The 22,616-nt window shown below is 66.3% G+C and carries 19 protein-coding genes and 1 pseudogene; 8 read left to right on the top strand and 12 right to left on the bottom strand.

Features of this window, described 5'->3' with window-relative positions; genetic code table 11:
• The first annotated feature begins 82 nt into the window (after positions 1–82).
• Entirely contained in the window at positions 83–1,276 is a 1,194-nt protein-coding gene (locus tag JWN03_RS21270) for a GAF domain-containing sensor histidine kinase (RefSeq protein ID WP_297617711.1), read from the top strand.
• 134 nt (positions 1,277–1,410) lie between these two features.
• Here JWN03_RS21270 and JWN03_RS21265 read toward each other — a convergent pair whose 3' ends face one another.
• Entirely contained in the window at positions 1,411–2,241 is an 831-nt protein-coding gene (locus JWN03_RS21265; protein WP_297617708.1) for a hypothetical protein, read from the bottom strand.
• A gap of 211 nt (positions 2,242–2,452) precedes the next feature.
• Here JWN03_RS21265 and JWN03_RS21260 point away from each other — a divergent pair, with 211 nt between their 5' ends.
• Entirely contained in the window at positions 2,453–2,932 is a 480-nt protein-coding gene (locus tag JWN03_RS21260; RefSeq protein WP_297617705.1) for an NUDIX domain-containing protein, read from the top strand.
• Between the two features lie 112 nt (positions 2,933–3,044).
• The gene (locus JWN03_RS21255) at positions 3,045–4,970 is read left to right on the top strand and encodes a glycosyltransferase family 39 protein (protein WP_297617702.1); all 1,926 of its coding nucleotides are present in this window, start codon (positions 3,045–3,047) and stop codon (positions 4,968–4,970) included.
• A gap of 72 nt (positions 4,971–5,042) precedes the next feature.
• Here JWN03_RS21255 and JWN03_RS21250 read toward each other — a convergent pair whose 3' ends face one another.
• Positions 5,043–7,622, bottom strand: coding sequence for a polynucleotide kinase-phosphatase (locus tag JWN03_RS21250; RefSeq protein WP_297617697.1), 2,580 nt, complete (start codon positions 7,620–7,622; stop codon positions 5,043–5,045).
• Positions 7,622–9,265: a 3' terminal RNA ribose 2'-O-methyltransferase Hen1 gene (locus JWN03_RS21245; RefSeq protein WP_297617694.1), complete on the bottom strand. Its 1,644-nt coding sequence runs from the start codon at positions 9,263–9,265 to the stop codon at positions 7,622–7,624. Before JWN03_RS21245 ends, JWN03_RS21250 begins: the two co-directional genes overlap by 1 nt.
• Before the next feature lie 196 nt (positions 9,266–9,461).
• Here JWN03_RS21245 and JWN03_RS21240 point away from each other — a divergent pair, with 196 nt between their 5' ends.
• The 5 genes from JWN03_RS21240 (at position 9,462) to clpX (ending at position 14,699) form a co-directional block, all read left to right on the top strand.
• Positions 9,462–10,025: an FKBP-type peptidyl-prolyl cis-trans isomerase gene (locus JWN03_RS21240; RefSeq protein WP_297617692.1), complete on the top strand. Its 564-nt coding sequence runs from the start codon at positions 9,462–9,464 to the stop codon at positions 10,023–10,025.
• Between the two features lie 166 nt (positions 10,026–10,191).
• Entirely contained in the window at positions 10,192–11,595 is a 1,404-nt protein-coding gene (gene tig / locus JWN03_RS21235) for a trigger factor (RefSeq protein WP_297617689.1), read from the top strand.
• A gap of 254 nt (positions 11,596–11,849) precedes the next feature.
• Positions 11,850–12,434: an ATP-dependent Clp protease proteolytic subunit gene (locus JWN03_RS21230; protein WP_297617686.1), complete on the top strand. Its 585-nt coding sequence runs from the start codon at positions 11,850–11,852 to the stop codon at positions 12,432–12,434.
• 88 nt (positions 12,435–12,522) lie between these two features.
• Positions 12,523–13,140: an ATP-dependent Clp protease proteolytic subunit gene (locus tag JWN03_RS21225; RefSeq protein ID WP_441343035.1), complete on the top strand. Its 618-nt coding sequence runs from the start codon at positions 12,523–12,525 to the stop codon at positions 13,138–13,140.
• A gap of 278 nt (positions 13,141–13,418) precedes the next feature.
• The gene (gene clpX, locus JWN03_RS21220; protein WP_297617731.1) at positions 13,419–14,699 is read left to right on the top strand and encodes an ATP-dependent Clp protease ATP-binding subunit ClpX; all 1,281 of its coding nucleotides are present in this window, start codon (positions 13,419–13,421) and stop codon (positions 14,697–14,699) included.
• A 67-nt stretch (positions 14,700–14,766) separates the two neighbouring features.
• Here the strand turns inward: clpX and JWN03_RS21215 are convergent, their stop codons facing one another.
• The 9 genes and pseudogenes from JWN03_RS21215 to JWN03_RS21175 form a co-directional block, all read right to left on the bottom strand.
• A complete protein-coding gene (locus JWN03_RS21215; RefSeq protein WP_297617680.1) occupies positions 14,767–15,339 on the bottom strand; it encodes a carboxymuconolactone decarboxylase family protein in 573 nt (190 codons plus the stop codon).
• 89 nt (positions 15,340–15,428) lie between these two features.
• Positions 15,429–16,043 carry a dihydrofolate reductase family protein gene (locus tag JWN03_RS21210; protein WP_297617678.1) on the bottom strand — a complete coding sequence of 205 codons (615 nt, stop codon included), beginning with the start codon at positions 16,041–16,043 and terminating at the stop codon, positions 15,429–15,431.
• A 280-nt stretch (positions 16,044–16,323) separates the two neighbouring features.
• Positions 16,324–16,878 (bottom strand): hypothetical protein, encoded by a 555-nt coding sequence (locus tag JWN03_RS21205; protein WP_297617675.1) that lies wholly within the window; start codon positions 16,876–16,878, stop codon positions 16,324–16,326.
• An 81-nt stretch (positions 16,879–16,959) separates the two neighbouring features.
• On the bottom strand, positions 16,960–17,337 hold the full coding sequence (locus JWN03_RS21200; RefSeq protein WP_297617672.1) for a nuclear transport factor 2 family protein: 378 nt from the start codon (positions 17,335–17,337) through the stop codon (positions 16,960–16,962).
• A gap of 98 nt (positions 17,338–17,435) precedes the next feature.
• Positions 17,436–18,239, bottom strand: coding sequence for a CPBP family intramembrane glutamic endopeptidase (locus JWN03_RS21195; protein WP_297617669.1), 804 nt, complete (start codon positions 18,237–18,239; stop codon positions 17,436–17,438).
• 95 nt (positions 18,240–18,334) lie between these two features.
• Positions 18,335–19,147 carry a formate dehydrogenase accessory sulfurtransferase FdhD gene (gene fdhD, locus JWN03_RS21190; protein ID WP_297617666.1) on the bottom strand — a complete coding sequence of 271 codons (813 nt, stop codon included), beginning with the start codon at positions 19,145–19,147 and terminating at the stop codon, positions 18,335–18,337.
• A complete protein-coding gene (locus tag JWN03_RS21185; protein ID WP_297617663.1) occupies positions 19,144–21,447 on the bottom strand; it encodes an FdhF/YdeP family oxidoreductase in 2,304 nt (767 codons plus the stop codon). The genes fdhD and JWN03_RS21185 overlap by 4 nt, the downstream gene beginning before the upstream one ends.
• A gap of 219 nt (positions 21,448–21,666) precedes the next feature.
• A complete protein-coding gene (locus tag JWN03_RS21180; protein WP_297617660.1) occupies positions 21,667–21,882 on the bottom strand; it encodes a hypothetical protein in 216 nt (71 codons plus the stop codon).
• Positions 21,883–21,890: 8 nt separating this feature from the next.
• Positions 21,891–22,616 (bottom strand): annotated as a pseudogene (locus tag JWN03_RS21175) (hypothetical protein); the annotation flags it as partial.

Here is a 22,616-nt window from a genome sequence, read left to right as displayed (position 1 = left end):
TGCTCCGATTCCATGCTGGCCGAGGGCGACACGCGCCGGCAGAGACAAATGTCCCGAGATTGCCGGTGGGTAGCCTTTCGGTATGCCGACCGATCCGTTGGGTGCCGTTCCGGAGGAACTGCGCGAGCTCTCCGCGCCGCAGGAGCGATTGCACGATCTGGTCGAGGCCATCTACAGCGTGGTCTCGGATCTGGATGTGGCCGGTGTACTGCGGCGATTGGTGACAGCGGCCACCCGGCTCGTCGACGCCGAATACGGCGCACTGGGTTTGCTGGGCGATGACGACGACCTCCGGCTGGTCGAGTTCGTCCAAGTCGGTATGGATGCGGAGACGGTGCGGCGCCTGGGCCACTGGCCACAGGGCAGGGGCGTGCTCGGGGCGGTGCTCGCGAGCGATCATCCGGTGCGGCTGGACGATCTGACCGAGCATCCGGCCTACGAGGGCTGGCCGGCCGGACATCCGCTCATGACCAGCTTTCTCGGTGTGCCCGTACGCATTCGGGGCCGCGTGCTCGGCGATCTGTACCTCGCCGATAAGCGCGGCGGCGTGTTCACCGCCGAGGACGAGCGCATTATCGAGGCGCTGGCCGTGGTCGCCGCCGTGAAGATCACCAATGCGCGCATGTACGAGCAGGTGCAGCAGGATGCCGTACGCCGCCAGGAGGATTCGATCAAAATCGCGGTGATGGAGGATCGCGACCGCATTGCCCGCGATCTACACGATTCGGTCATCCAGCGCATCTATGCCGCCGGGCTCACCGCCCAGGGCGCACTTCGCCTGCAGCCCGGACCCGATGTCGTGGATCGTCTCGAACGCGTGGTGGCTGCGCTCGACGACACCATTCAGGACATTCGGGCCACCATCTTCTCGATCCAGTCGCCCGCCGAGGTCTCCGGTGGATTACGCAGTGAGATAACGGATTTGGTGGGTTCTGCCGCCCGTCACCTCGGCTTTACGCCGACCCTGCGCCAGGCCGGGCCGATCGATGCCGTCCCCGAGTCGACCGGCCATCAAGCCCTCGCCGTACTACGCGAATCGCTCTCGAACGTGGTGCGTCACGCGGACGCCACCCGAATCGATGTCACCGTCACCGCGGACACCGATGAACTGCGAGTAGCGGTGGCGGACAACGGTATCGGCCTCGGCTGCGCACCCCGGCGTGGCGGCCTGCGCAATATCGCCGAACGTGCCGCCGCCCTGCGCGGCACCCTCGAACTGGCCCCCGGCCTGGACGATCGCGGCACCGCGCTGCTCTGGCGAGTCCCGCTGCCGTGATCGCTACGCCCGCAGCACTTCGCGGGCACCCGCAAACGAGCTACGAGTGTGCATCCTTGGCGATTACACCTCGGATGCACACTCGTTGTGCTGGACACTGCCCGTGAATAGTGGTGCCCGCGAACGGGTTCTGCTTACTTGGGCTGGTCGGCCGGCTGGGCCGGGTCCGGCGCAGCGGCGGGCTGGGCGGCGGGAGCCGGCGGGGCGGCCGGAGTTGTCGTCTTGGGGTCGGCCCACTTGGTGGTGCCGTCGGCGGCCTGCATCGTGGTCAGCAGGCTGATGCCATTGGCGATCAGGGTCGGGCCACCGACGGTAATGCTGCCGATGATGCCGCCCACGGCGGCACCGGTGGTGAGGCCGGGGACGCAGCCCGCGACCAGGGTGACCAGGCAGCCGATGGTGGCGCCGACGGCGGTGCCCACGAAGGTGCCGATGGTGGTCGCCAGGCCGAACTGGGAGCTGAAGTCGCTGAGCGCGCGCGAGTTCTCGTCCGCTGAAGCAATGGGCTTCACCGCGACCGGCTGGCTGATGTTCAGGCCGGCCGGCTTGTCCGGGGTCAGCGCGAGGACGGTGCCGTCCTTCTGGATCTCCGGTTTGACCGGGAGGCTGATGTCACCGATGTGGAAATCGAGCGGCAGGGTGAGCAGTACGCCGCCCTGGCCGTCCTTCACATCGACCACATTCACCACGGTGGCCGGGTCGACGGGTTTGCCGTCACGATCGACGGCGATGCCGTCTTTCTCGGCCAGCCGGTTGTTGCCGCCGGACGCCAGTTCGGTGCCGAGAGCCTTGGAGAGCTCGAAGGTGCCGCCTCTGAGAGTCGTGATGACCGCTTTATCCACCATCTTCGCCGAGTAGGCGATATGTGGCGGGGTAGCGGCGGGCTCGGCCTGCGCCGACCCGGCGGCCACGGTCAGTGCACCGATCAGGAGGGAGGCTGCCGCGGTGGCGCTGCGGAACTCCATGCAGAATCCAATCCATCATCAGGGGTGGTTATGTCCAACCAGCGAAGCTTAGTGGAAGTCACAGGGGCCGATCACTTTTGGGCCAGGGAAGACGCAGCGAAAATTATCCGGAAGTGATCGAGAAATTATCGTCTACCCGGGTCTGCTGAAGCGTCGCCAACTGTAGCGCCCCGAATGCGCGCATGGGTAGCGAACGAGGCAGACTGCGCACATGACGCTCAGGTACAGCGCGGGAGTCCTGCTCTTCCGCCGCACCCCGGCCCTCGAGGTACTGATCGGACATATGGGCGGACCGCTCTGGGCGCACAAGGACGCGTCCGCCTGGTCCATCCCCAAGGGGGAATTCGATCCCGCCGAGGAGCAGCCGCAGGACGCCGCCCGCCGCGAATTCACCGAGGAGCTGGGGCTCCCGGTCCCCGACGGGGAGTGGCTCCCGATCGGTGAGGTCGAATACGGCAGCGGTCGCGGCCGCAAACAGGTCACCGTGTGGGCGGTCGAGGGCGACCTCGATCCGGCGCTGGTGGTGCCCGGAAACTTCGAGATGGAATGGCCGCCGCGCTCGGGTCGGATGCAGGAGTTCCCGGAGATCGACCGCGCCGCCTGGTTCCCCCTCGATATCGCGCACGAGAAGCTCGGCAAGGGCCAGCGCCCGTTCCTCGATCGCCTCGGCGAACTCGCCGCCCTGTCTTGAGCTGCGGTTCCCCGGCTTCGAGCGGTGTTCTCCCAGTACGCGATCCCGCTCACAGCTATCTCCCAGTGCAATCGCAGCGCCGCGAGTGGTGCCGTCTTGGAGGTTGGCCTGCATGATCGATACAGCGATTACGTCGCCGGATGCGCAACCCGGCGATCCACGGCCGATCGCGGGGCGGGCGACCCGTGAGTACGCGGGGCTCGCGGTGCTGCTGGTCGGCACCGCCGCCGCGTACCTGTGGAATCTGACCGCCAGCGGCTGGGCCAATTCGTTCTATGCCGCCGCCGTGCAGTCCGGGGCCAGATCGTGGAAGGCGTTCTTCTTCGGTTCCTCGGACTGGGCCAATGCCATTACCGTCGACAAGACGCCCGCGTCCTTCTGGCCGATGGAGCTGTCGGCCCGCCTGTTCGGTTTCAGCAGCTTCAGCATGCTGCTCCCGCAGGTGCTGCTCGGTGTGGCATCGGTGGCGCTGTTGTGGGCGATCGTGCGGCGATACTTCGGTGCGTCGGCGGGACTGCTGGCCGGCCTGGTGCTGGCGCTGACTCCCGTTGCGGCACTGATGTTCCGGTACAACAACCCGGATGCCTTCCTGGTCTTCCTGATGATCGCCGCGGTGTGGGCCATGCTGCGGGCGGTCGAGGACGGCCGCTGGCGCTGGCTGCTGCTGTGCGGGCTGCTTGTCGGATTCGGTTTCCTGGCAAAGCAATTGCAGGTGATGCTGGTGCTGCCCGCGCTCGCGGCGACCTACCTGTTCGCCGGGCCGCCGAAGCTGGGCAAGCGCATCGTGCAGCTGTTCGCGGCCGGTGCCGCCATGGTCGCCGGTGCCGGCTGGTGGGTGCTGGTCGCCCAGCTCTGGCCAGCCGATGATCGGCCGTATTTCGGTGGTTCCCAGCACAATTCGATCATCGAGCTGACCCTTGGATACAACGGCCTGGACCGGCTCAGCAATAACCGGAGTTTCGGCGGCAATCCGGATATGAAGGGCAAGTTCAACCCGTTCGGCGGGCAGGCCGGTCTGCAGCGGCTCTTCAACCACACGGTGGGCGGCCAGATCGCGTGGCTGATTCCGGCCGCGCTGGTGCTGCTGGCCGGGGCGATCCTCTTGTGCGGCAGGGCCTCTCGGACCGATCGCAAACGGGCCGCGCTACTGCTGTTCGGCGGCTGGGGCGTGGTGACCGGGCTGGTCTTCAGCCTCATGAGCGGAACCTTCCACGAGTACTACACGGTGGCATTGGCTCCGGCACTCGCGGCTGTGGTGGGCATCGGCAGCGTGGTGCTGTGGCAGGAACGCGGCCGCGGCTGGGTGCGCGGCGCGCTGGCGCTGAGCATGGCGCTCACCGCGCTGACAGCCTGGGTGCTGCTCTCGCGCACCACGGATTTCGTGCCCTGGCTGCGCTGGGTGATCGTCGGCGTCGCGGTGCTCGCCGTACTCGGACTGCTCGTCCGGACCGGTCGCACGCTGACGGTGGCGACCTTGCTGGCAGCCCTGTTCGCCGGACTGGCAGCCCCGGCCGCCTATGCGGTGGAGACCCTGCGCCTGCCGCACACCGGCGGGATCGTGCGGGGCGGTCCGCATCCCGACCCGGTCTTCCCGAACTTCGGAAATATGGGCGGCGATGACGAGCCGGATGCGGATGCGCCGGAAGCCAAGGACCCTGCGCGGGGTTTCCCATTCACCACTCCACCCACCGATAAAGTGCTGGCCCTGCTCGAGAGCAATGGCAGCGCCTACACCTGGGCGGCCGCCACCATCGGCGCCAGCGATGCGGCCACCTATCAGCTGGCCGCCGACTTCCCGATCATGGCGGTGGGCGGATTCAGCGGTGGGGATCCCGCGCCGACGCTGGAGAAGTTCCAGCAGGATGTCGCCGAGAGCCGGATCCACTACTACATCGCGACCGAAGAGCGGCATGGTCCCCCACAGCGACAGGTCTCCGAGGGTTCGAAGATCACCGGCTGGGTAAAGGACCATTACACGGCCACCACCGTGGACGGGGTCATTCTGTACGACCTGACCGTTCCGAAGCTGACCGGGTAATGAGGGGCGGTGCGGGCCGGTGCCGGATGTTCCGGCCCGCACCGACGCTTTCGGCATTGCAGCCGTGGATCTTTACAGCCGTGGATCGATCGGCTCGGTCTCCAGCGCAAGCACCGCGAACACCGCCTCGTGCACGCGCCACAGCGGCTCCCCGGCCGCCAGGCGATCGAGCGACTCCAGGCCCAGCGCGTATTCCCGCAGTGCCAGTGAGCGTTTCCCGCCGAGGCCGCGCTGGCGCAGCCGGCGCAGGTTCTCCGGGCGCAGATACTCCGGCCCGTAGATGATCCGGAGGTATTCCGGGCCACGACATTTCACGCCCGGCTGCACCGGACGGCCACTGCGGGTGCCGGTTCCGGTGACCAGCGAGCCGACCGGCTTGACCACCATGCCCTCGCCGCCCGCCGCGGTGAGTTCGCTCCACCAGTTTGTCGCCGCGGCTTCACCGTCGGCGTCGGCAAGGTCGACGAGCATCCGCCGAGTCGGCGTGAACAGGCCGGGATCGGCGGCGACCAGCCGGTCGATTCGCTCCAGGTGCCAGTTGTGGTCGCGCACCGCGTAATTCGTGCCCTGACCGGCGAGGATCTGGAACGGCGCCAAGCGGACGCCGTCGAGTCCGTCCACCGGCCAGCAGTAGCGGCCGTACGCCGTGGTGAATGCCTCCGCGTCGGCCTCGCGCGCCAGGGTGCGCTCGGCCAGATCGGCTACGTCCAAACCTCTTTCGCTGACGGCTGCCAGCATCTGCGCGGCCGCGCCCAGTGCAGCGCGGGCCGCCGCCCCGACCGCCGCGTACTGATTGCGCAGCAGGCCCAGCGCCTTGGCCGACCACGGCAGCAATTCGGTATCGAGCGCCAGCCACTCGGTATCGAGTTCCTCGAACAGCCCGGCCTTTTCGGCCGCGGTACGCACCCCGTCGAGGAGTGCTTCGGTCTGCGCCGCGTTGTCGAAGAAGGGCCGCCCGGTGCGGGTGTACACCGCGCCCGTACTGCCGTCGTCCACGCCGAAGCGATCCCGCGCGGCCGTCGTCGAGCGCGCCACCAGCACGACGGCGCGCGAACCCATGTGCTTCTCCTCGCACACCACGGTCTCGACACCCTCGGAGCGGTAGTACTCGAAGGCCTGCGCCGGATGCTCCAGCAGGCCCTCCAAAGTCGAAGTGGCACAGGGTGACATGGTCGGCGGCAGATACACCAGCCAGCGCGGGTCCACGGCGAACCGGCTCATCACCTCCAACGCTGCGGCGGCCGCATCCTCCTGCACGCTGACCCGGCCGAGGTGCCGGGTCTCCACCACGCGGCGGCCGATCACATCGTCGAGGTCCAGCACTCCCGGATCGCGGTGCACCACGCCGGTGCCCGGCACCAGGGTGGCGGGCTGCAGCGGGCGGGTCGGCTCGTACCAGACCTGCTGCGCCGCAACGGCGACCGGCTCCCGCTCCGGATAGCGCAGCGCGGTGAGCTGCCCGCCGAAGACCACGCCGGTGTCCAAGCAGAGGGTGTTGTTCACCCACACCAGATTGGTCATGGGCGTGTGCCCGTACAGGACCAGCGCCTGACCGCGGTAGTCATTGGCCCACGGGTAGCGCACCGGCAGCCCGTATTCGTCCGTCTCCCCGGTGGATTCGCCGTACATGGCGAATTCGCGGACCCGCCCGGAGCTGCGGCCGTGATACTCCTGCTTCAGCCCGGCGTGCGCGACGACCAGCTTGCCGCCGTCCAGCACATAGTGGCTGACCAGTCCGCGCATGAACTCCTGTGCGGTCTTGCGGAACTCCTCACTCTCGGCCCCCAGCTGCGCCATCGATTCGGCCAGGCCGTGCGCGACCTTCACCTTGCGCCCGTCCAGTGCGCGCACCAGTTTGAACTCGTGATTTCCGGTGACGCACAGCGCATTTCCGGAACCGACCATGCCCATCACGAGGCGCAGCACGCCCGGCGTGTCCGGGCCGCGATCCACCAGGTCGCCGACGAATACGGCGGTCCGGCCCTCCGGGTGGCTCGCGCCGACGGCCTGCCCGGCTTCGTCGCGCCGGAGTACGTAGCCGAGTTCGCCCAGCAGCGTTTCCAATTCGCTGCGGCAGCCGTGCACATCGCCGATCACATCGAACGGCCCGGTGAGCTCGCGCTTGTCGTTCCACAGCCGCTCATCGGCGATGGTCGCCGCCTCGATCTCCGCGACCCCGCGCAGCACATGCACCTTCCGGAAGCCTTCGCGCTCCAGGAATTTCAGGCTGCGCCGCAGGTCCCGGCTGTGCCGAGCCACCACGTGCGGGCCCAGATCCGCCCGATCCGGCCGTCCCGCATTGCGTTCCACGCAGATCTGATCCGGCACGTCCAGCACAATGGCCACCGGCAGCACATCGTGCGCCCGCGCCAATTCGATCAGCTGCTGCCGTGCCCTCGGCTGCACATTGGTGGCATCCACCACCGTGCGCAGCCCGCGCCGCAATCGCACTCCGGCCACATGGTGCAGCAGTGCGAAGGCGTCGGCCGTCGCGGACTGATCGGTCTCGTCATCGCTGACAATGCCGCGATAGGCATCCGAGGACAGGATCGCGGTCGACGGAAAGTGCTTGTGCGCGAAAGTCGATTTCCCGGACCCGGTGCTGCCGATCAAGACGACCAGCGACAACACCGGGACAGACAGCTCCGCCATTACGCGGCCCCCATTTCGTCGGTGGTCTTGGTGAACACGGCCAGCTGAGTGGAGGCGCCCAGTTCCGGATCCTCGGGACCGACCGGCTCGAATCGCACGCCGTAGCCGTACGTTTCGCCGACCCGACCGGCCCACTCCGCAAATTCCGCACGGCTCCACTCGAATCGGTGATCCGAGTGCCGGAACATGCCCGCCGCCAAGGTCTCGTACAACGCGTTGTACTCACTGTTCGGTGTAGTCACGATCACCGCCCGCGGCGCCGCCGCCCCGAACACCGTGTGTTCCAGCGCACCCAGCCTCGGCGGATCCACATGCTCGATCACCTCCATGAGCACCGCCGCGTCATACCCCCGCAGCGACGCGTCCGCATACGTCAGCGCCCCCTGCCGCAGGCTCACCCGCTGCGCTTGCCGCTCCGGCAACCGCCGCAACCGCCGCTGCGCAATCCGCAATGCCCGAATAGACACATCCACCCCCACGATCTCACCGAAATTGCTGTCCGCCACCAACTCCCGCAACAATGCTCCCTCCCCACACCCGAGATCCAGCACCCGACCGGCCCCGACCTCACGCAACGCCCCGATCACCGCACCCCGCCGCAGCACCGCCAGCGACGGCCCCCGATCACCCGCAGATTCCCCATCGACGTCACTCGCCCGTGCCACGCTCCCAACCCCATCCCCCGTCACCGCGACCGCATCCCCCGTCATCCCGGCATGCTTTTGGCCGGGATCCACACCGGCCGCACTCCCGGCGTTCCCGGCTACCGCGTCCTCGTCGCTCGCAGTTCGCGAAGGACCGCCGGTGGCGAATTCGGCAGTGGCCGAAGCCAGTTCGGCAGCGAGTTCATCACTGTTCTCCTCGACCGCGCCGAGCTCCTCCGGCTCGCGGTCGTCGAGTTCGGCGAGCCGGGCGAGCGCGGCGTGCACCAGGGAATGGCGTCGGGCCAGATAGCGCCGGGTGATCCAGGTGCGCTCGGGATGCGCCGCCAGCCACCCTTCGCCGAAGCGCAGCAGTTTGTCGATCTCAGCGGTATCGAGGAAATAGTGCTTGCTCCCGTCGAGCACCGGCAGCAGCACGTAAAGGTGGGCCAGAGCATCGGCCAGCCGCAGCGTGCCGCTGAGTTCGAGCCGCAGATAGTGCGAGTCGCCCCATTCCGGGAACGCCGGATCCAGTGGCAGGGGAGTGGCAGCCACCGTCCAGCCCAAGGGCGCGAACACACGCTCGGCATCCTCCGCCCCGCCCCGGCACGGCACCGCGGGCAGCTCGATCCGCAGCGGCAGCGCGGTCTCGACCAACTCCGGCCGCTGCACACACCGCCCGTGCAGCGCCGAACCGAAGATAGTGGCGATGGCGACCGACACCAGCGAAGACGCCGCATAGGGCCGATCGTTCACATACTGCGCAAGACTGAATTCCGGTGCGCCCTTCGACTTCCCACGCACCAGCCGTACCGGATCGATCTCCAGCAGCAAGGCCGCCGTGCACCGCTCCTCGGTGGCCTCCGGATACAGCACATGCGCGACACCGTAGGACTGCTCGAAAGTCTGTATGCGCGAAGGATTCTTGTGCAGCAGATAGCCCAGATCGGAGGCCGGCCAGGCAGCGCCCTCGGGTCGCGTACAAGAAATCGTCAACAGCATGCTCGGATGCTCCCGTATGCCCACGACCCCGGCAAACCAATTAGCGTCTCGGTCGCCCGCTCCGACCGGCAGCCCGATCACGAGCTGGTCCGTGCCCTCGGCGCGGCGAAATGTACCGACCGTGTAGTTTCGGCGCGGTGCCGCAAGTCTTTGCGGCGGTCCGGGCCCCTATCGAAGAATGTGGCGAGGAGCGGGAATGCGCGTGTTGGGCAAGGTCGGATCGATCGGCGCGGTCGCGGCCGCGGTGCTGTTGATGGCGGGCTGCGGCAGTAGCGACGACACCAAGGCGGATTCGACGACGACCGCCGCCAATTCCGCCTCGCAGGCGAGCACGGCCGCGCAGAGCACCGGGCGCGAGTGCACCGCCGACGACGTCAAGGTCGACGGCGGGTTCGGCACCGCCCCCAAGATCACCATTCCGACCGACTGCGATCCGCCCAAGAGGCTTATCGTCAAGGATCTGGTCGCGGGCAGCGGTCCGGGTGCGCAGGCCGGCCAGCAGCTGACCATGAACTACACCCTGATCACCTGGTCGGACAAGAAGAAGCTGGACAGCTCCTTCGACCGGGGTGAGACGTTCCCGCTCAATCTCGGCGCCGGCGAGGTCATCAAGGGCTGGGATCAGGGCCTGATCGGCGTCCAGCAGGGCGCCCGCCGACTGCTCATCGTGCCGCCGAACCTCGGCTACGGCGCGGGCGGCCACGGCATCAAGCCGAACGAGACCCTGGTGTTCGTCACCGATGCGGTCAAGGTCGGTTAGCTAGGGCGCGACCGCTGTACCAGGGCTGCTGGGCTCCGGACCAGTTGCCGGGGTGGCGTCTGCCCTGACCGGTTACCCGCCTTCGGCACCGGTCAACTAACCTGGTCGGGATGCGATCGGGGGGACCGAACATCAGACCACTAATACGAATGCAAGGAGCATGTCCGTGAAGAGCACCGTCGAGCAGCTGAGCCCGACCCGGGTCCGGATCAACGTCGAGGTGCCCTTCGAGGAGCTGAAGCCGGACTTCGACAAGGCATACAAGGCGCTCGCAGGGCAGATCAAGATCCCAGGCTTCCGTCCGGGTAAGGCCCCTGCCAAGCTCATCGAAGCGCGTGTCGGCCGTGGCGCGGTCCTGGAGCAGGTCGTCAACGACGTGCTTCCGAAGCGCTACAGCGACGCTGTCATCGCCACCGAGGTCAAGGTCATCGGCCAGCCCGAGATCGAGATCACCAAGATCGAAGACGGCGACGAGCTCACCTTCACCGCCGAGGTGGATGTGCGCCCCGAGATCACTCTCCCCGACTTCTCGACCATCGCCGTCACCGTCGATCCGATCGAGGTCAAGGACGAGGACATCGAGGAGCAGCTCAGCTCGCTGCGCCAGCGCTTCGGCACCCTGAACGCCGTCGAGCGCGAGATCCAGGACGGCGACTTCGTCTCCATCGACCTGTCGGCCACCGTCGACGGCGTCGAGGTCGAAGAGGCCTCCACCACCGGTCTGTCGCACGAGGTCGGTTCCGGCCAGCTCATCGAGGGCCTCGACGAGACCCTGATCGGCCTCAAGGCCACCGAGGCGAAGGACTTCACCTCGAAGCTGGTCGCCGGTGAGCACGCGGGCCAGGATGCGATCATCACCGTCACCGTGCAGTCGGTCAAGGAGCGCGAGCTGCCCGAGGCGGACGATGAGTTCGCCCAGCTGGCAAGCGAATTCGACACCATCGACGAGCTCAAGGAAGACCTGAAGACCCGCGTCGAGCGTTCCAAGAAGGTCGAGCAGGCCGGCGCCATCCGCGACAAGGTCCTCGAGACCCTGCTGGAGACCGTCGAGATCCCGCTGCCGGAGAAGGTCGTCCAGGCCGAGATCGACGCCGTGGTCCACGACGCCGTGCACGGCTTCGACCACGACGAGGCCAAGCTGGCCGAGGCGCTCGAGGCCGAGGGCTCCTCCCGCGAGGAGTTCGACAAGGACACCAAGGAGTCGGCCGAGAAGTCGGTCAAGACCCAGCTGCTCCTGGATGCCGTCGCCGAGGCGGAGAACACCCAGGTCGGCCAGGACGAGCTGTACGAGCGGATCATCTTCCAGGCGCAGCGCTACGGCATGTCGCCCGATCAGTTCATCCAGCAGATCCAGCAGGCCGGTCAGCTGGGCGCCGTGTTCGCCGACGTGCGCCGCGGTAAGGCCCTCGCCGGTGTGGTGGTCGCGGCCACCGTCACCGACACCGCCGGCAATGCCGTGGACACCGCGGAAATGTTCGGCAACCCGGCCGAAGAAGCCGAGGAAGTTTCCGCCGAGGAGCTGGCCGAGGTCGCCGACGCGACCGAGGCCGCCGAGGCAGAGGCCAAGTAACAATATCGAAAGGCCCGCGCTACCTGGGGATTCGAGGGTGTGAACCCCGAGAGTCCCCCCGAGGAGCGGGCCGCGTCAGCGCCCACGTAAGTTTTGCGCTGTGAGCGAAGCAGGGCGGTACCGGGAGTTCGGTACCGCCCTGTTTCGTTAGGGTTTGTGTCAGCGCTGGAACTTAAGTGATCAGTAGGGCTTGGAGGGACCGAGCCGGTGAGAGAGGGCAGGTATCCGTGACAAATAATCAGGCAGGGGTGCAGATGACATCCGCGACTGCTGGTCTGAACCTCAGTGATTCGGTCTACGAGCGTCTGCTGCGCGAGCGAATCATCTTCCTGGGCAGCCAGGTCGATGACGACATCGCCAACAAGTTGTGCGCGCAGATCCTGCTGTTGTCGGCCGAGGATCCGGAGCGGGATATTTCGCTCTACATCAACTCGCCGGGTGGTTCGGTCACCGCGGGTATGGCCATCTACGACACCATGCAGTTCGCCGAATGCGATATCCGCACCGTCGGTATGGGTTTGGCCGCGTCCATGGGCCAGTTCCTGCTCGCCGCGGGTGCGAAGGGCAAGCGTTTCGCGCTGCCGCATTCGCGCATCATGATGCATCAGCCGTCCGCCGGTATCGGTGGTTCGGCCTCCGATATCGCCATTCAGGCCGAGCAGTTCTCGTACACCAAGCGGGAACTCAATCAGCTGCAGGCGCTGCACACCGGCAAGTCCGTGGAGCAGGTCACCGAGGACGCCGACCGCGACCGCTGGTTCACGCCGACGGAAGCCCTCGAATACGGCTTCATCGACCAGGTGGTCACGCACGCGCGCCAGGCCAACGGCGCCAGCTAGATCACTGCCCACCACACAGACTTTGGAGACGCATATGTCATTCGATCCGCGTGATGCGGGCATTACCTTCGCCGCTGCCGGTGCCCAGATGCCGCAGTCGCGCTACATCCTGCCCCAGTTCACCGAGCAGACCACCTACGGCGTCAAGACGTCCGACCCGTATAACAAGCTGTTCGAGGAGCGCATCATCTTCCTCGGCGCCCAGGTCGACGACACCTCGGCAAACGACATCATGGCGCAGTTGCTGGTGCTGGAGTCACAGGACCCCGACCGTGACATCACCATGTACATCAATTCGCCCGGTGGTTCGTTCACCGCGCTGATGGCCATCTACGACACCATGCAGTACGTCCGCGCCGACGTCGTCACGGTGTGCCTCGGCCAGGCCGCCTCCGCGGCCGCCGTGCTGCTCGCCGCCGGCGCCCCCGGCAAGCGGGCCGCGCTGCCGAACGCTCGGATTCTGATCCACCAGCCGTCCACCTCGGGCGGTATCCAGGGTCAGGTTTCCGACCTGGAGATCCAGGCCGCGGAGATCGAGCGCATGCGCCGGCTCATGGAAGCCACGCTGGCGCTGCACACCGGCAAGGACGCGGAGACCATCCGCAAGGACACTGATCGCGACAAGATCCTCACCGCCGAACAGGCGAAGGATTACGGGATCGTCGACACGGTCTTCGCGTACCGCAAGCTCAGCGCCCAGAAGTGACGCGCGGGGGTGGCGGGGCCGGTGCGTCCCCGCCACCCGGGCAAGGGTGAGTCCACGCACATGTCCGGTGAGAAACGTGCTCAAGTTGTCGACCTCGGTCGCGAGAAACAGGTACGGTCACTCTAGGGACCTTGGCTCGTGGTTGTCGGCCCGCTTTTGATTCAGCCGAACCGCCGTATCCCCGCTTCGATGGGGAGACGGCTACGCTTTATAGGTGGCACTTCGCCGGCAGCCAGGACAGACGGTTGCACGCGGACAAGGAAGTAGGGACCCAGGAGATGGCGCGCATCGGTGATGGCGGCGATCTGCTCAAGTGCTCTTTCTGCGGGAAGAGTCAGAAGCAGGTCAAAAAGCTCATTGCGGGACCAGGGGTGTACATCTGCGACGAGTGCATCGATCTGTGCAACGAGATCATCGAGGAGGAGCTCGCCGAAAGCAGCGAGGTCAAACTCGATGAGCTGCCGAAGCCCGCGGAAATCCGCGACTTCCTCGAGCAGTACGTGATCGGGCAGGACACCGCCAAGAGAACGCTCGCAGTCGCGGTTTACAACCACTACAAGCGAATTCAGGCCGGCGACAAGGGTCGTGACTCGCGCGGCGAGACGATCGAGCTGATGAAGTCCAATATCCTCATGCTCGGCCCGACCGGCTGCGGTAAGACCTATCTGGCGCAGACGCTCGCCAAGATGTTGAACGTGCCGTTCGCGATCGCCGACGCCACCGCGCTGACCGAAGCCGGTTATGTCGGTGAGGATGTCGAGAACATCCTGCTGAAGCTGATCCAGGCCGCTGACTACGATGTGAAGCGCGCCGAGACGGGCATCATCTACATCGACGAGGTCGACAAGATCGCCCGCAAGTCGGAGAACCCGTCCATCACCCGTGACGTTTCCGGTGAGGGCGTACAGCAGGCGCTGCTGAAGATTCTGGAAGGTACCCAGGCTTCGGTGCCGCCGCAGGGCGGTCGCAAGCATCCGCATCAGGAATTCATCCAGATCGACACCACCAACGTGCTGTTCATCGTTGCCGGTGCGTTCGCGGGCCTGGAGCGGATCGTGCAGGATCGAGTCGGCAAGCGCGGCATCGGTTTCGGCGCGGAGGTCCGCTCCAAGTCGGAGATCGACACCGCCGATCACTTCGTCGACGTCATGCCGGAAGACCTGATCAAGTTCGGTCTCATCCCCGAATTCATCGGCCGTCTCCCGATTGTCGCCTCGGTCACCAACCTGGACAAGGAATCTCTCGTCCGCATTCTGGCCGAGCCGAAGAACGCACTGGTCAAGCAGTACGTGCGCCTGTTCGAAATGGACGGCGTGGACCTGGAATTCACCCAGGACGCCCTGGAAGCCATTGCGGACCAGGCGATTCTGCGTGGCACCGGTGCTCGTGGCCTGCGCGCCATCATGGAGGAGGTCCTCCTCCCGGTCATGTACGACATCCCCAGCCGCGACGATGTCGCCAAGGTTGTTGTCAGCGAGGCCACCGTGAACGACAATGTGCTGCCGACCATCGTGCCGCGCAAGCGTCAGTCCCCGGAGCGCCGCGAAAAGTCGGCGTAAGAGTTTTCACCGGAACGGCCCCGCGAGAGTTTCTCTCGCGGGGCCGTTTTCGTTGTGGTGGGGCTGTTTACTGCGCCCAGGGGACTCGGCAGGAATCCGTGCTGAAGCCCTGATCGGTAATGCCGAGGGCGTGATACGCGCGGGCTCGGGAGTTCTCCAGCGCGATCTGATAGGTCAGCTCCGTGACGCCCTTGACGCCGAAGCGCCGCTTCAGGTCGGTGACCTGTTCGTCGGTGACGGTGAGCGGGGTGGCGGTCATGGCTTCGGCATAGGCGATGGCGGCGCGTTCATCGGCGCTGTAGGCGGGGGAGGACTCGTAGTCGTCGATGTAGCGGAGCTTGTCGACATCCAGATCGGAGAGCCGCATGAGCATGGTGCCGAAGTCGACGCACCAGGAACAGCCGACGGTCCGGGCCGCCCGGTAGACGGCGATCTCGCGGATGTTCGCCGGCAGCACCGTGCACGCCTTCTCGGCGAGACCCTCGTGCACGGCCGAAGCCATGAAGACCGCGGGGTGATTGGCGAGAACGGCGAAAGGCTCCGGCACCTCACCGAGGCGGCGCTCGAGATACCAGTACATGACTCGTGTCAGTGGCCCGGCCTGCTTCGGGCTGACGACGGGGAGTCGGGTGGCGCCCATGGTGGTCTCCTTCGATCCGCGCGGGTGCTGTCACCCCCTTGGACGAGATACCGCCACCCGACGTGACGCACCGGCGGCTATGGCCTGCGTCACTCGGCCCCGAGGTCACCGTACGTCGGCGCGCCCGCCTTGCGGTAGCTGCTGATCACGACACCGGTGGACGTGCTGTGGGTTTCGGCGAGTGTGAGGCCGGTCGGCTGTGCGCCGTCGACGAAGAAGCGCAGACCGCTGCCGAGAATGACCGGGAAGGTCAGCAGGTTCAGGGTGTCCACCAGGCCGAGTGCGAGCAGCGACTGCGCCAGCTTGCCGCTGCCGTGCACCTGCAATTCGCGGCCGGGGCGCGCCTTCAGTTCGGTGACCTCTTTGGCGAGATCGCCCTGCAGCAGTTCGGTGCTCGACCAGTCGGCATGGTCGAGCGTGCTGGTCGCCACATACTTGGGCAGCGAATTCAGCTTGGCGGCAATGGGATTGGCCGGGTCATTGTGCAGCGGCCAGTACGAAGCGAAGATCTCGTAGGTGCGCCGGCCGAGTAGGAAGGCATCGACCTGATCGAAGACCGAGACCATGAACTCCCCGAAGGCGTCGTCGCCGTAGGGCGCCGACCAGCCGCCGTGGGTGAAACCGCCGCTGGGATCTTCCTCCGGGCCGCCCGGCGCCTGGTACACGCCGTCGAGGGTCACGAACTGGGTGACCGAGAGTTCCATGATGATCTCCTGTGCTGTCGTCCACCCGCCTGATGCGAGCGCTTCACCTGTCCTGACGTAGCGGGCGGCGCGAACTCATCGGTCGGGTGTAAACGAGCAACCCATCGGTCTGTTGTCCGGTAGAGCTATTTCCGGTGTGGATCGGTGACGATCGATTTCTCGATCGCGCCCTGATCGGGGATCCTCATTGATCCCCCTGGTTCGCCGTTGAACCTTTATCCCTTTACTGGAAAATCGGTGCCCGCACTACACCTGTTACGACGGTGCGCGGCAGCGAAATTCATCGCGGCGGCCGCGTGCGGGAAGACCCGCCGCGACGTGGGAATCTCAGCGTGAACGGTGCCAGTTCGGGCACCGGGCGGCGTTCGCGCGGGGCGACGAGTATGCAGGCCAGCCCGAGCGCAGGCAGGGCGATGGCGGCGACGACGCTGAGCGTGTAGCTGACACCGCTCATGCCCTCGGGGTGGTGGAAGGTGTGATAGATCAGGTGCGGCACCCCGAAGACCAGCCAGCCCAGCCCGGCCACCCGGGCCAGCAGGCTGTCCATGAAGTACAGCGCGGCCGCGGTGAAGGCCCCGACGGCGAGGAAGAACGCACCCACGTCCGAGGCGAGATGATGGTTGTACGGACCGTCCATGCTGATCCACTGCATTCCGAAGCCCGGAAAACTGGTGTACCAGGAGTGTGGCGCGCACACCGCCCAGGCGCCGACGATGAAGGCCTGCGCCGTCAGCACACCCAGCATGATCTGCAGTGCCAGCCACCGTCGCCGGTTCACCTCCAGGCGCATGCGTACCCGGATTCCATCCCCCGTGCCGTGCAAAGAGATTCGCACCGGCCCTCCCGTCCCGCCGTCGAATCGTCAAGTGCTGTCACCGTAATTCGACGGACGGAACGGGGCAATAGGCGAAAAATGCTACGGCTGCTTCGTCACTGCCATATCGTCCTGGCCCCAGTAGGCCCGCATGAGAACGATTTTGCCTTCGTCGTCGAATTCCATGATGTCGATCGGCGACAGCGTCATCTGCTGGTCCCCGAACTTCGTCACGAGCGTGAACGATACGGCCGCATGCTTTCCGGCGACCTTCAGGGTGTGAATCTCGGTCTGGCGCTCCGACACATGCTCGAGCGCCGCGTAGAGCTCGCGAATGGCGTCGTGCCCGCGGCGGGGCTCGCTGCCGATGGGATCCTCCACGACCGCATCCGCCGCATACAGCTTGACGATGTCGTCGGTGGGCCCGGTGGCCACCAACTTCACATACTGTTCGACCACATCACGGGGCTGCGCTGCCATGGAATCTCCCAAATGAATTGACACGTGTTCTACCGCGCGAGCCTAACAGTCGCACGCGCGGATCGGACCGGTCAGCTTCACTCTCCGGGACTGGATCGTCAGGCGATCAGGGCGCTGTTCACCAGCACCGCCTGGGTGAAGAGCGCCCAGTCGTTGATGATGTGCGCGCCCGAGGAGACCCAGAGATTCTTGGTGCGGATATAGGCGAGGGTGAGAACCAGCCGGGCGCCGCCGATGACGATGAAGGCCTGGGCGAAATTCCAGTCGTAGGTGGGGAGATGGGCCGCGCCGAACCAGAGTGCGCTGATGAGCCAGGCCAGGACGATCGCAGTGCGGCGGGACAGCTTCGCCCTGCCGAAGAAGAAGGACATGAGCGCGAGGAAGGGAACCATGGTGAAGACCTCTTCACCGACCAGCTGAATGCCGGTGCCCACATAGAACGCGGCTGTATCGAGCGCAGTGCCGTGACCGGCGTCCTCCATTGCCTCGTTCGAGGCGACGCCGAACAGGGTGCCGACGATGAGGGCCAGCGCGAAACTCACCACGATATTGAGCAGCGCGAACCCGAACATGGTGCGAACGTCGCGGCTGTGCACCTCGCGGAGCAGTGCGCGCCAATGGTCCCGGGTGATCAGCGCGAGCGTCACGAGTGGAATGCCGACGAACAGCGTGCGCGGAATCAGCGCGACGAAATTGTTCGGCTGCGGGATGGCGACCAGCGCTGCGTACCCGGCCGCGACCGCGATGACCGCCACGGTCCACTGCCGGACCGAGAGCGCCACGGGTGCGCCGTTGTAGAACGGGAAGTCGTCCTCGTCGTGCCGTTCGATCAACCGGCCGAAGCGGGACCCGGAAGCCCTGGTGTCCGATGCCCGGAGCGCCCTGGTATCGGAACTGTCCATGGCGTACTCCTACCGCTCGACCTCTACGAATTGCCATGGTCGCAGCCCCTTGTTACGGGCGGTGACAGGCTCGCTGTCGGGTGATTACAGCCAGGTCAGACCTGCAGCCGGTGGATGCCGGTGTAGGCGTTCATGGTTTCGCCGCGCAGGAAGCCGACCAGGGTGAGGTCGGCCTCGGCGGCCAGGTCCACGGCCAGTGAGCTGGGGGCGGAGACCGCGCCCAGGAACGGGATTCCGGCCATGACCGCCTTCTGGACGAGTTCGAAGGAAGCGCGACTGCTGACCATCAGCAGCAGTTCGTGTGCGGGGATCAGGTTTTCGCGCAGGGCCCAGCCGATGACCTTGTCTACGGCATTGTGGCGGCCCACATCCTCGCGCACCACCAGGGCGTCGCCGTCGAGGGTGAACAGACCCGCACCGTGCAGGCCGCCGGTGGCATCGAAAAGCGCCTGGCGGGAACGGAGTTCGTCCGGCAGGGCGGCGAGGGTGTCGAGGGAGATCGAGATGTCGTTCGCGGGCAGCGGGTAGCGGGTGCGCGTGCGGACCTCATCGAGCGCGGTCTTCCCGCAGAGGCCGCAGGAGCTGCTGGTGAGGAAGCTGCGCGGGGTGATCGGGACGGGGTGCCGCAATTGGACGTCGAGGACGTTGTAGGTGTTCTGGCCGCTGTCGTCGGTGCCCGCGCAATAGCGGGCGGTGACAATGTCCTCGCGCTCGCCGATGATGCCCTCGGCGAAGAGGAAACCGTGGATGAGGTCGATATCGGCGCCCGGTGTGCGCATGGTGACGGTGAGGGATTTACCGCCGGTGCGGATCTCCAGCGGCTCCTCGACCACCAGGGTGTCGGGTCGCTGGATATTTCCGGCGGGGGAGATGCGCAGGGTGGGGCGGCGGGCGGTTACTCGGCTCACGACGTCCTATGGGTGTGGCGCTCCAAGCGGATGGTGACCGCCTTGGAGACGGGCGTATTCGACCGCAGCGCAACATGATCCAGCGGGACCAGCGGGTTGGTCTCCGGATAGTAGGCGGCGGCATTGCCGCGGGGTGTGGCGTATCCGACCAGGCGGAAGCCTTCGACCCGGCGTTCGGTGCCGTCGGTCCATTCGGAGATCACGTCGACGAGTTCGTCTTCCGCGAAACCGAATTCGGCAATGTCCTCCGGATGTACCAGGACCACGCGGCGGCCGTTGTGTATACCGCGGTAGCGGTCGTCCAGGCCGTAGATGGTGGTGTTGTACTGATCGTGGCTGCGCAGCGTCTGCAGGATCAGGCGGCCCTCGGGGACCGGGAGCCAGTGCAGATCGTTGGCGGCGAAATTGGCCTTGCCGGTGCCGGTCCGGAATTCACGGGAGTCACGCGGCGGATGCGGGAGCTGGAAGCCGTTGCGGCCCCGCACCTTCGCGTTGTAGTCGGTGCAGCCCGGGACGACACCGGCGATGGCATCGCGGATCTTGTCGTAGTCGCGCTGGAATTGCGCCCACGGCACCGAATGCTCCGGCCCGAACAGCGCCTGCCCCAGCTCGCACACGATCGCGACCTCGCTGCGCAGATCGGTGCTGACCGGCTTCAGGCGACCGGTCGACAAGTGCACCATGGACATCGAATCCTCGACCGAAACCTGCTGGCGCGCACCGCCCTGCATATCTTCATCGGTGCGGCCCAGTGTCGGCAGGATCAATGCCGTCCGGCCGTGCACCACATGACTGCGATTGAGCTTCGTCGAAACCTGCACGGTGAGATCGCAATTGCGCAGCGCGGCCTCGGTCACCTCGGTATCGGGGGTGGCGGATACGAAATTGCCGCCCATGCCGAAGAAGACCCGGCCCCGGCCGTCCCGCATGGCGCGAATGGAATTGACTGTGTCCCAGCCGTGTTCGCGCGGACTGGTAATGCCGAACTGGGTGTCCAAGGCGTCGAGGAAGGCGTCCGGCATCTTCTCCCAGATGCCCATGGTGCGATCGCCCTGCACATTCGAATGCCCGCGCACCGGACAGACGCCCGCGCCGGGCTTGCCGATCATGCCGCGCATGAGCAGCAGATTGGTGGCCTCCTCGATGGTGGCCACGCCGTGTACCTGCTGCGTCAAACCCATTGCCCAGCAGATGATCACGGCCTCGGACTCGGCCAGCAGTGCGGCGGTGCGATCGAGATCCGCGCGGGTCAGTCCGGTGGCCTCCTCGACCACGCCGAGATCGACCGTGCGCATCTGCTTCTCGTATTCGGCGAAGCCGGCGGTGTGCCCGTCCACGAAGGCGTGATCCACCACGGTTCCCGGCCTGCGGTCCTCGGCCTCGAAAAGCAGTTTGCCCAGGCCCTGGAACAGCGCCATATCGCCGCCGAGGCGGATCTGCAGGAAGTCGTCGGCAATGGTGATACCGCTGGTGAAGCCCTTGATCGTCTGCGGGTCGCGGAACCCGATCAGCCCGGTCTCCGGCAGCGGGTTGACGGCAATCACCTTGGCGCCGTGCGCCTTCGCCTCACCCAGCGCGGACAGCATGCGCGGATGATTGGTGCCCGGATTCTGCCCGGCCACGATGATCAGATCGGCCTTTTTGAAGTCGTCGATGGTGACCGACCCCTTGCCGATGCCGATCGAACCGGTCAGCGCGGTGCCCGAGGACTCGTGGCTCATGTTCGAGCAGTCCGGCAGATTGTTGGTGCCGAAACTGCGCACCAGCAGCTGATACAGGAACGCCGTCTCGTTGGCGGTGCGGCCGGAGGTGTAGAAGACCGCCTCATCGGGGGAGTCCAGGTCGCGGAGATTATCGGCGATGAGCCGGTAGGCGTCCGCCCAGGCGATGGGGGAGTAGTGGGTGTCGCCGGGGCGCAGCACCATCGGCTGGGTGATGCGGCCCTGCTGGCCGAGCCAGTACCCGGACTTGCCGTCCAGTTCGGCGATCGAGTGCTGTGCGAAGAATTCGGGGGTGACGGTGCGCAGGGTGGCCTCTTCGGCGACGGCCTTCGCACCGTTCTCGCAGAATTCGGCGGGGCGACGCGCACCGGTCGGTTCCGGCCAGGCGCATCCCGGGCAATCGAATCCGTGCCGCTGATTGACCCGCGTCAGCGTGCGGGCCGTGCGGATCACGCCCATCTCCTCGACCGCGCGCTCCAGGGCGACCGTGACCGCTTTGAAGCCCGCGGCCTCGGTTTTCGGCGGAGTGACGGTCAGCGCGGCCTCATCGATGTCTTTTTTCGGCGCGGCACGATGCATGGCGGCCATTCTCCTCTGCGGCGACGGTGGTGTCCCAAGTGGTCCTATGAATCCTAGGTCCGTGAACACTCGGCGTCGCCTCCGCGATATACGGACAACGGAACATGCGCGCGACGGGGGGCGCAGGGCCGTACCATCTAACCAGCGAGGTTACGCCGGATGGACACACCTGCATTCAACGGTCCGCGTGCCGGCCTGCAGCACCGGCGTGCGAAATTTCTACGTGCGGTACGGAATTCGGGCCGTGCGGTACGAATCCTCGGCCTGCTTGCCGCCATTGTCGCGCTCGTGATCACCGCGGGGATCGGTGCGGCCGCCCCCGAAAACACCCTGGCCCCAGTGAATCCGGCCGGTGCGCAACTTGCCGCCCTGGATCGCGTCCCCGTCGAATCGGCTCCGGGCGAGGTGAATTCGGCCGAGCCGTCCACCGTGCAACCGAACCCCTACAACTCTGGCGGGGACGGTGGCGGCACCCATGACGGGACGAGCCAGTCCAATCCGAAGCCGCAGGAGTACTGCTCCGATGGCTCGGCCAAGCCCGCCGGCGGGGTGTGCCCGGCGCCGGTCGAGTACTGCCCGGACGGTTCGGTGAAGACCGCGAACGGAAAATGCCGGGGGACGGTGGAGTACTGCCCGGACGGTTCGGTGAAACCTTCGGAAGGGTCGTGTCCGTCGACGAAACCGGTCGAGTACTGCCCGGATGGATCAGTGAAACCTTCTGAAGGGACGTGCCCGACGACCAAGCCGGTCGAGTACTGCCCAGACGGTTCGGTGAAACCCACCGGCGGGACGTGCCCGACGACCAAGCCGATCGAATATTGCTCGGATGGTTCGGTGAAACCGCCGAGTGGGATCTGCCCGACGACGAAGCCGGTCGAATATTGCTCGGACGGTTCGGTGAAACCGCCGGATGGGACGTGCCCGACGACCAAGCCGCCGGAGAAGTGTCCGGATGGTTCGGACAAGCCGTCCAGTGGGGTCTGCCCGACCACGAAGCCGCCGGAGAAGTGCCCGGACGGTTCGGACAAGCCGTCGAATGGGGTGTGTGCGACGACGCCGCCGCCGGAGAAATGTCCGGATGGTTCGGTGAAGCCGTCGAGCGGGGTGTGCCGGACGACGTCGCCTCCGGAGAAGTGCCCGGACGGTTCGGTGAAGCCGTCGAGCGGGGT

The organism is Nocardia sp. (assembly GCF_025465275.1).
Lineage (GTDB): Bacteria > Actinomycetota > Actinomycetes > Mycobacteriales > Mycobacteriaceae > Nocardia.
The sequence above is the reverse complement of the archived record's forward strand: the minus strand, read 5'-3'. Positions and strand labels throughout refer to the sequence as shown.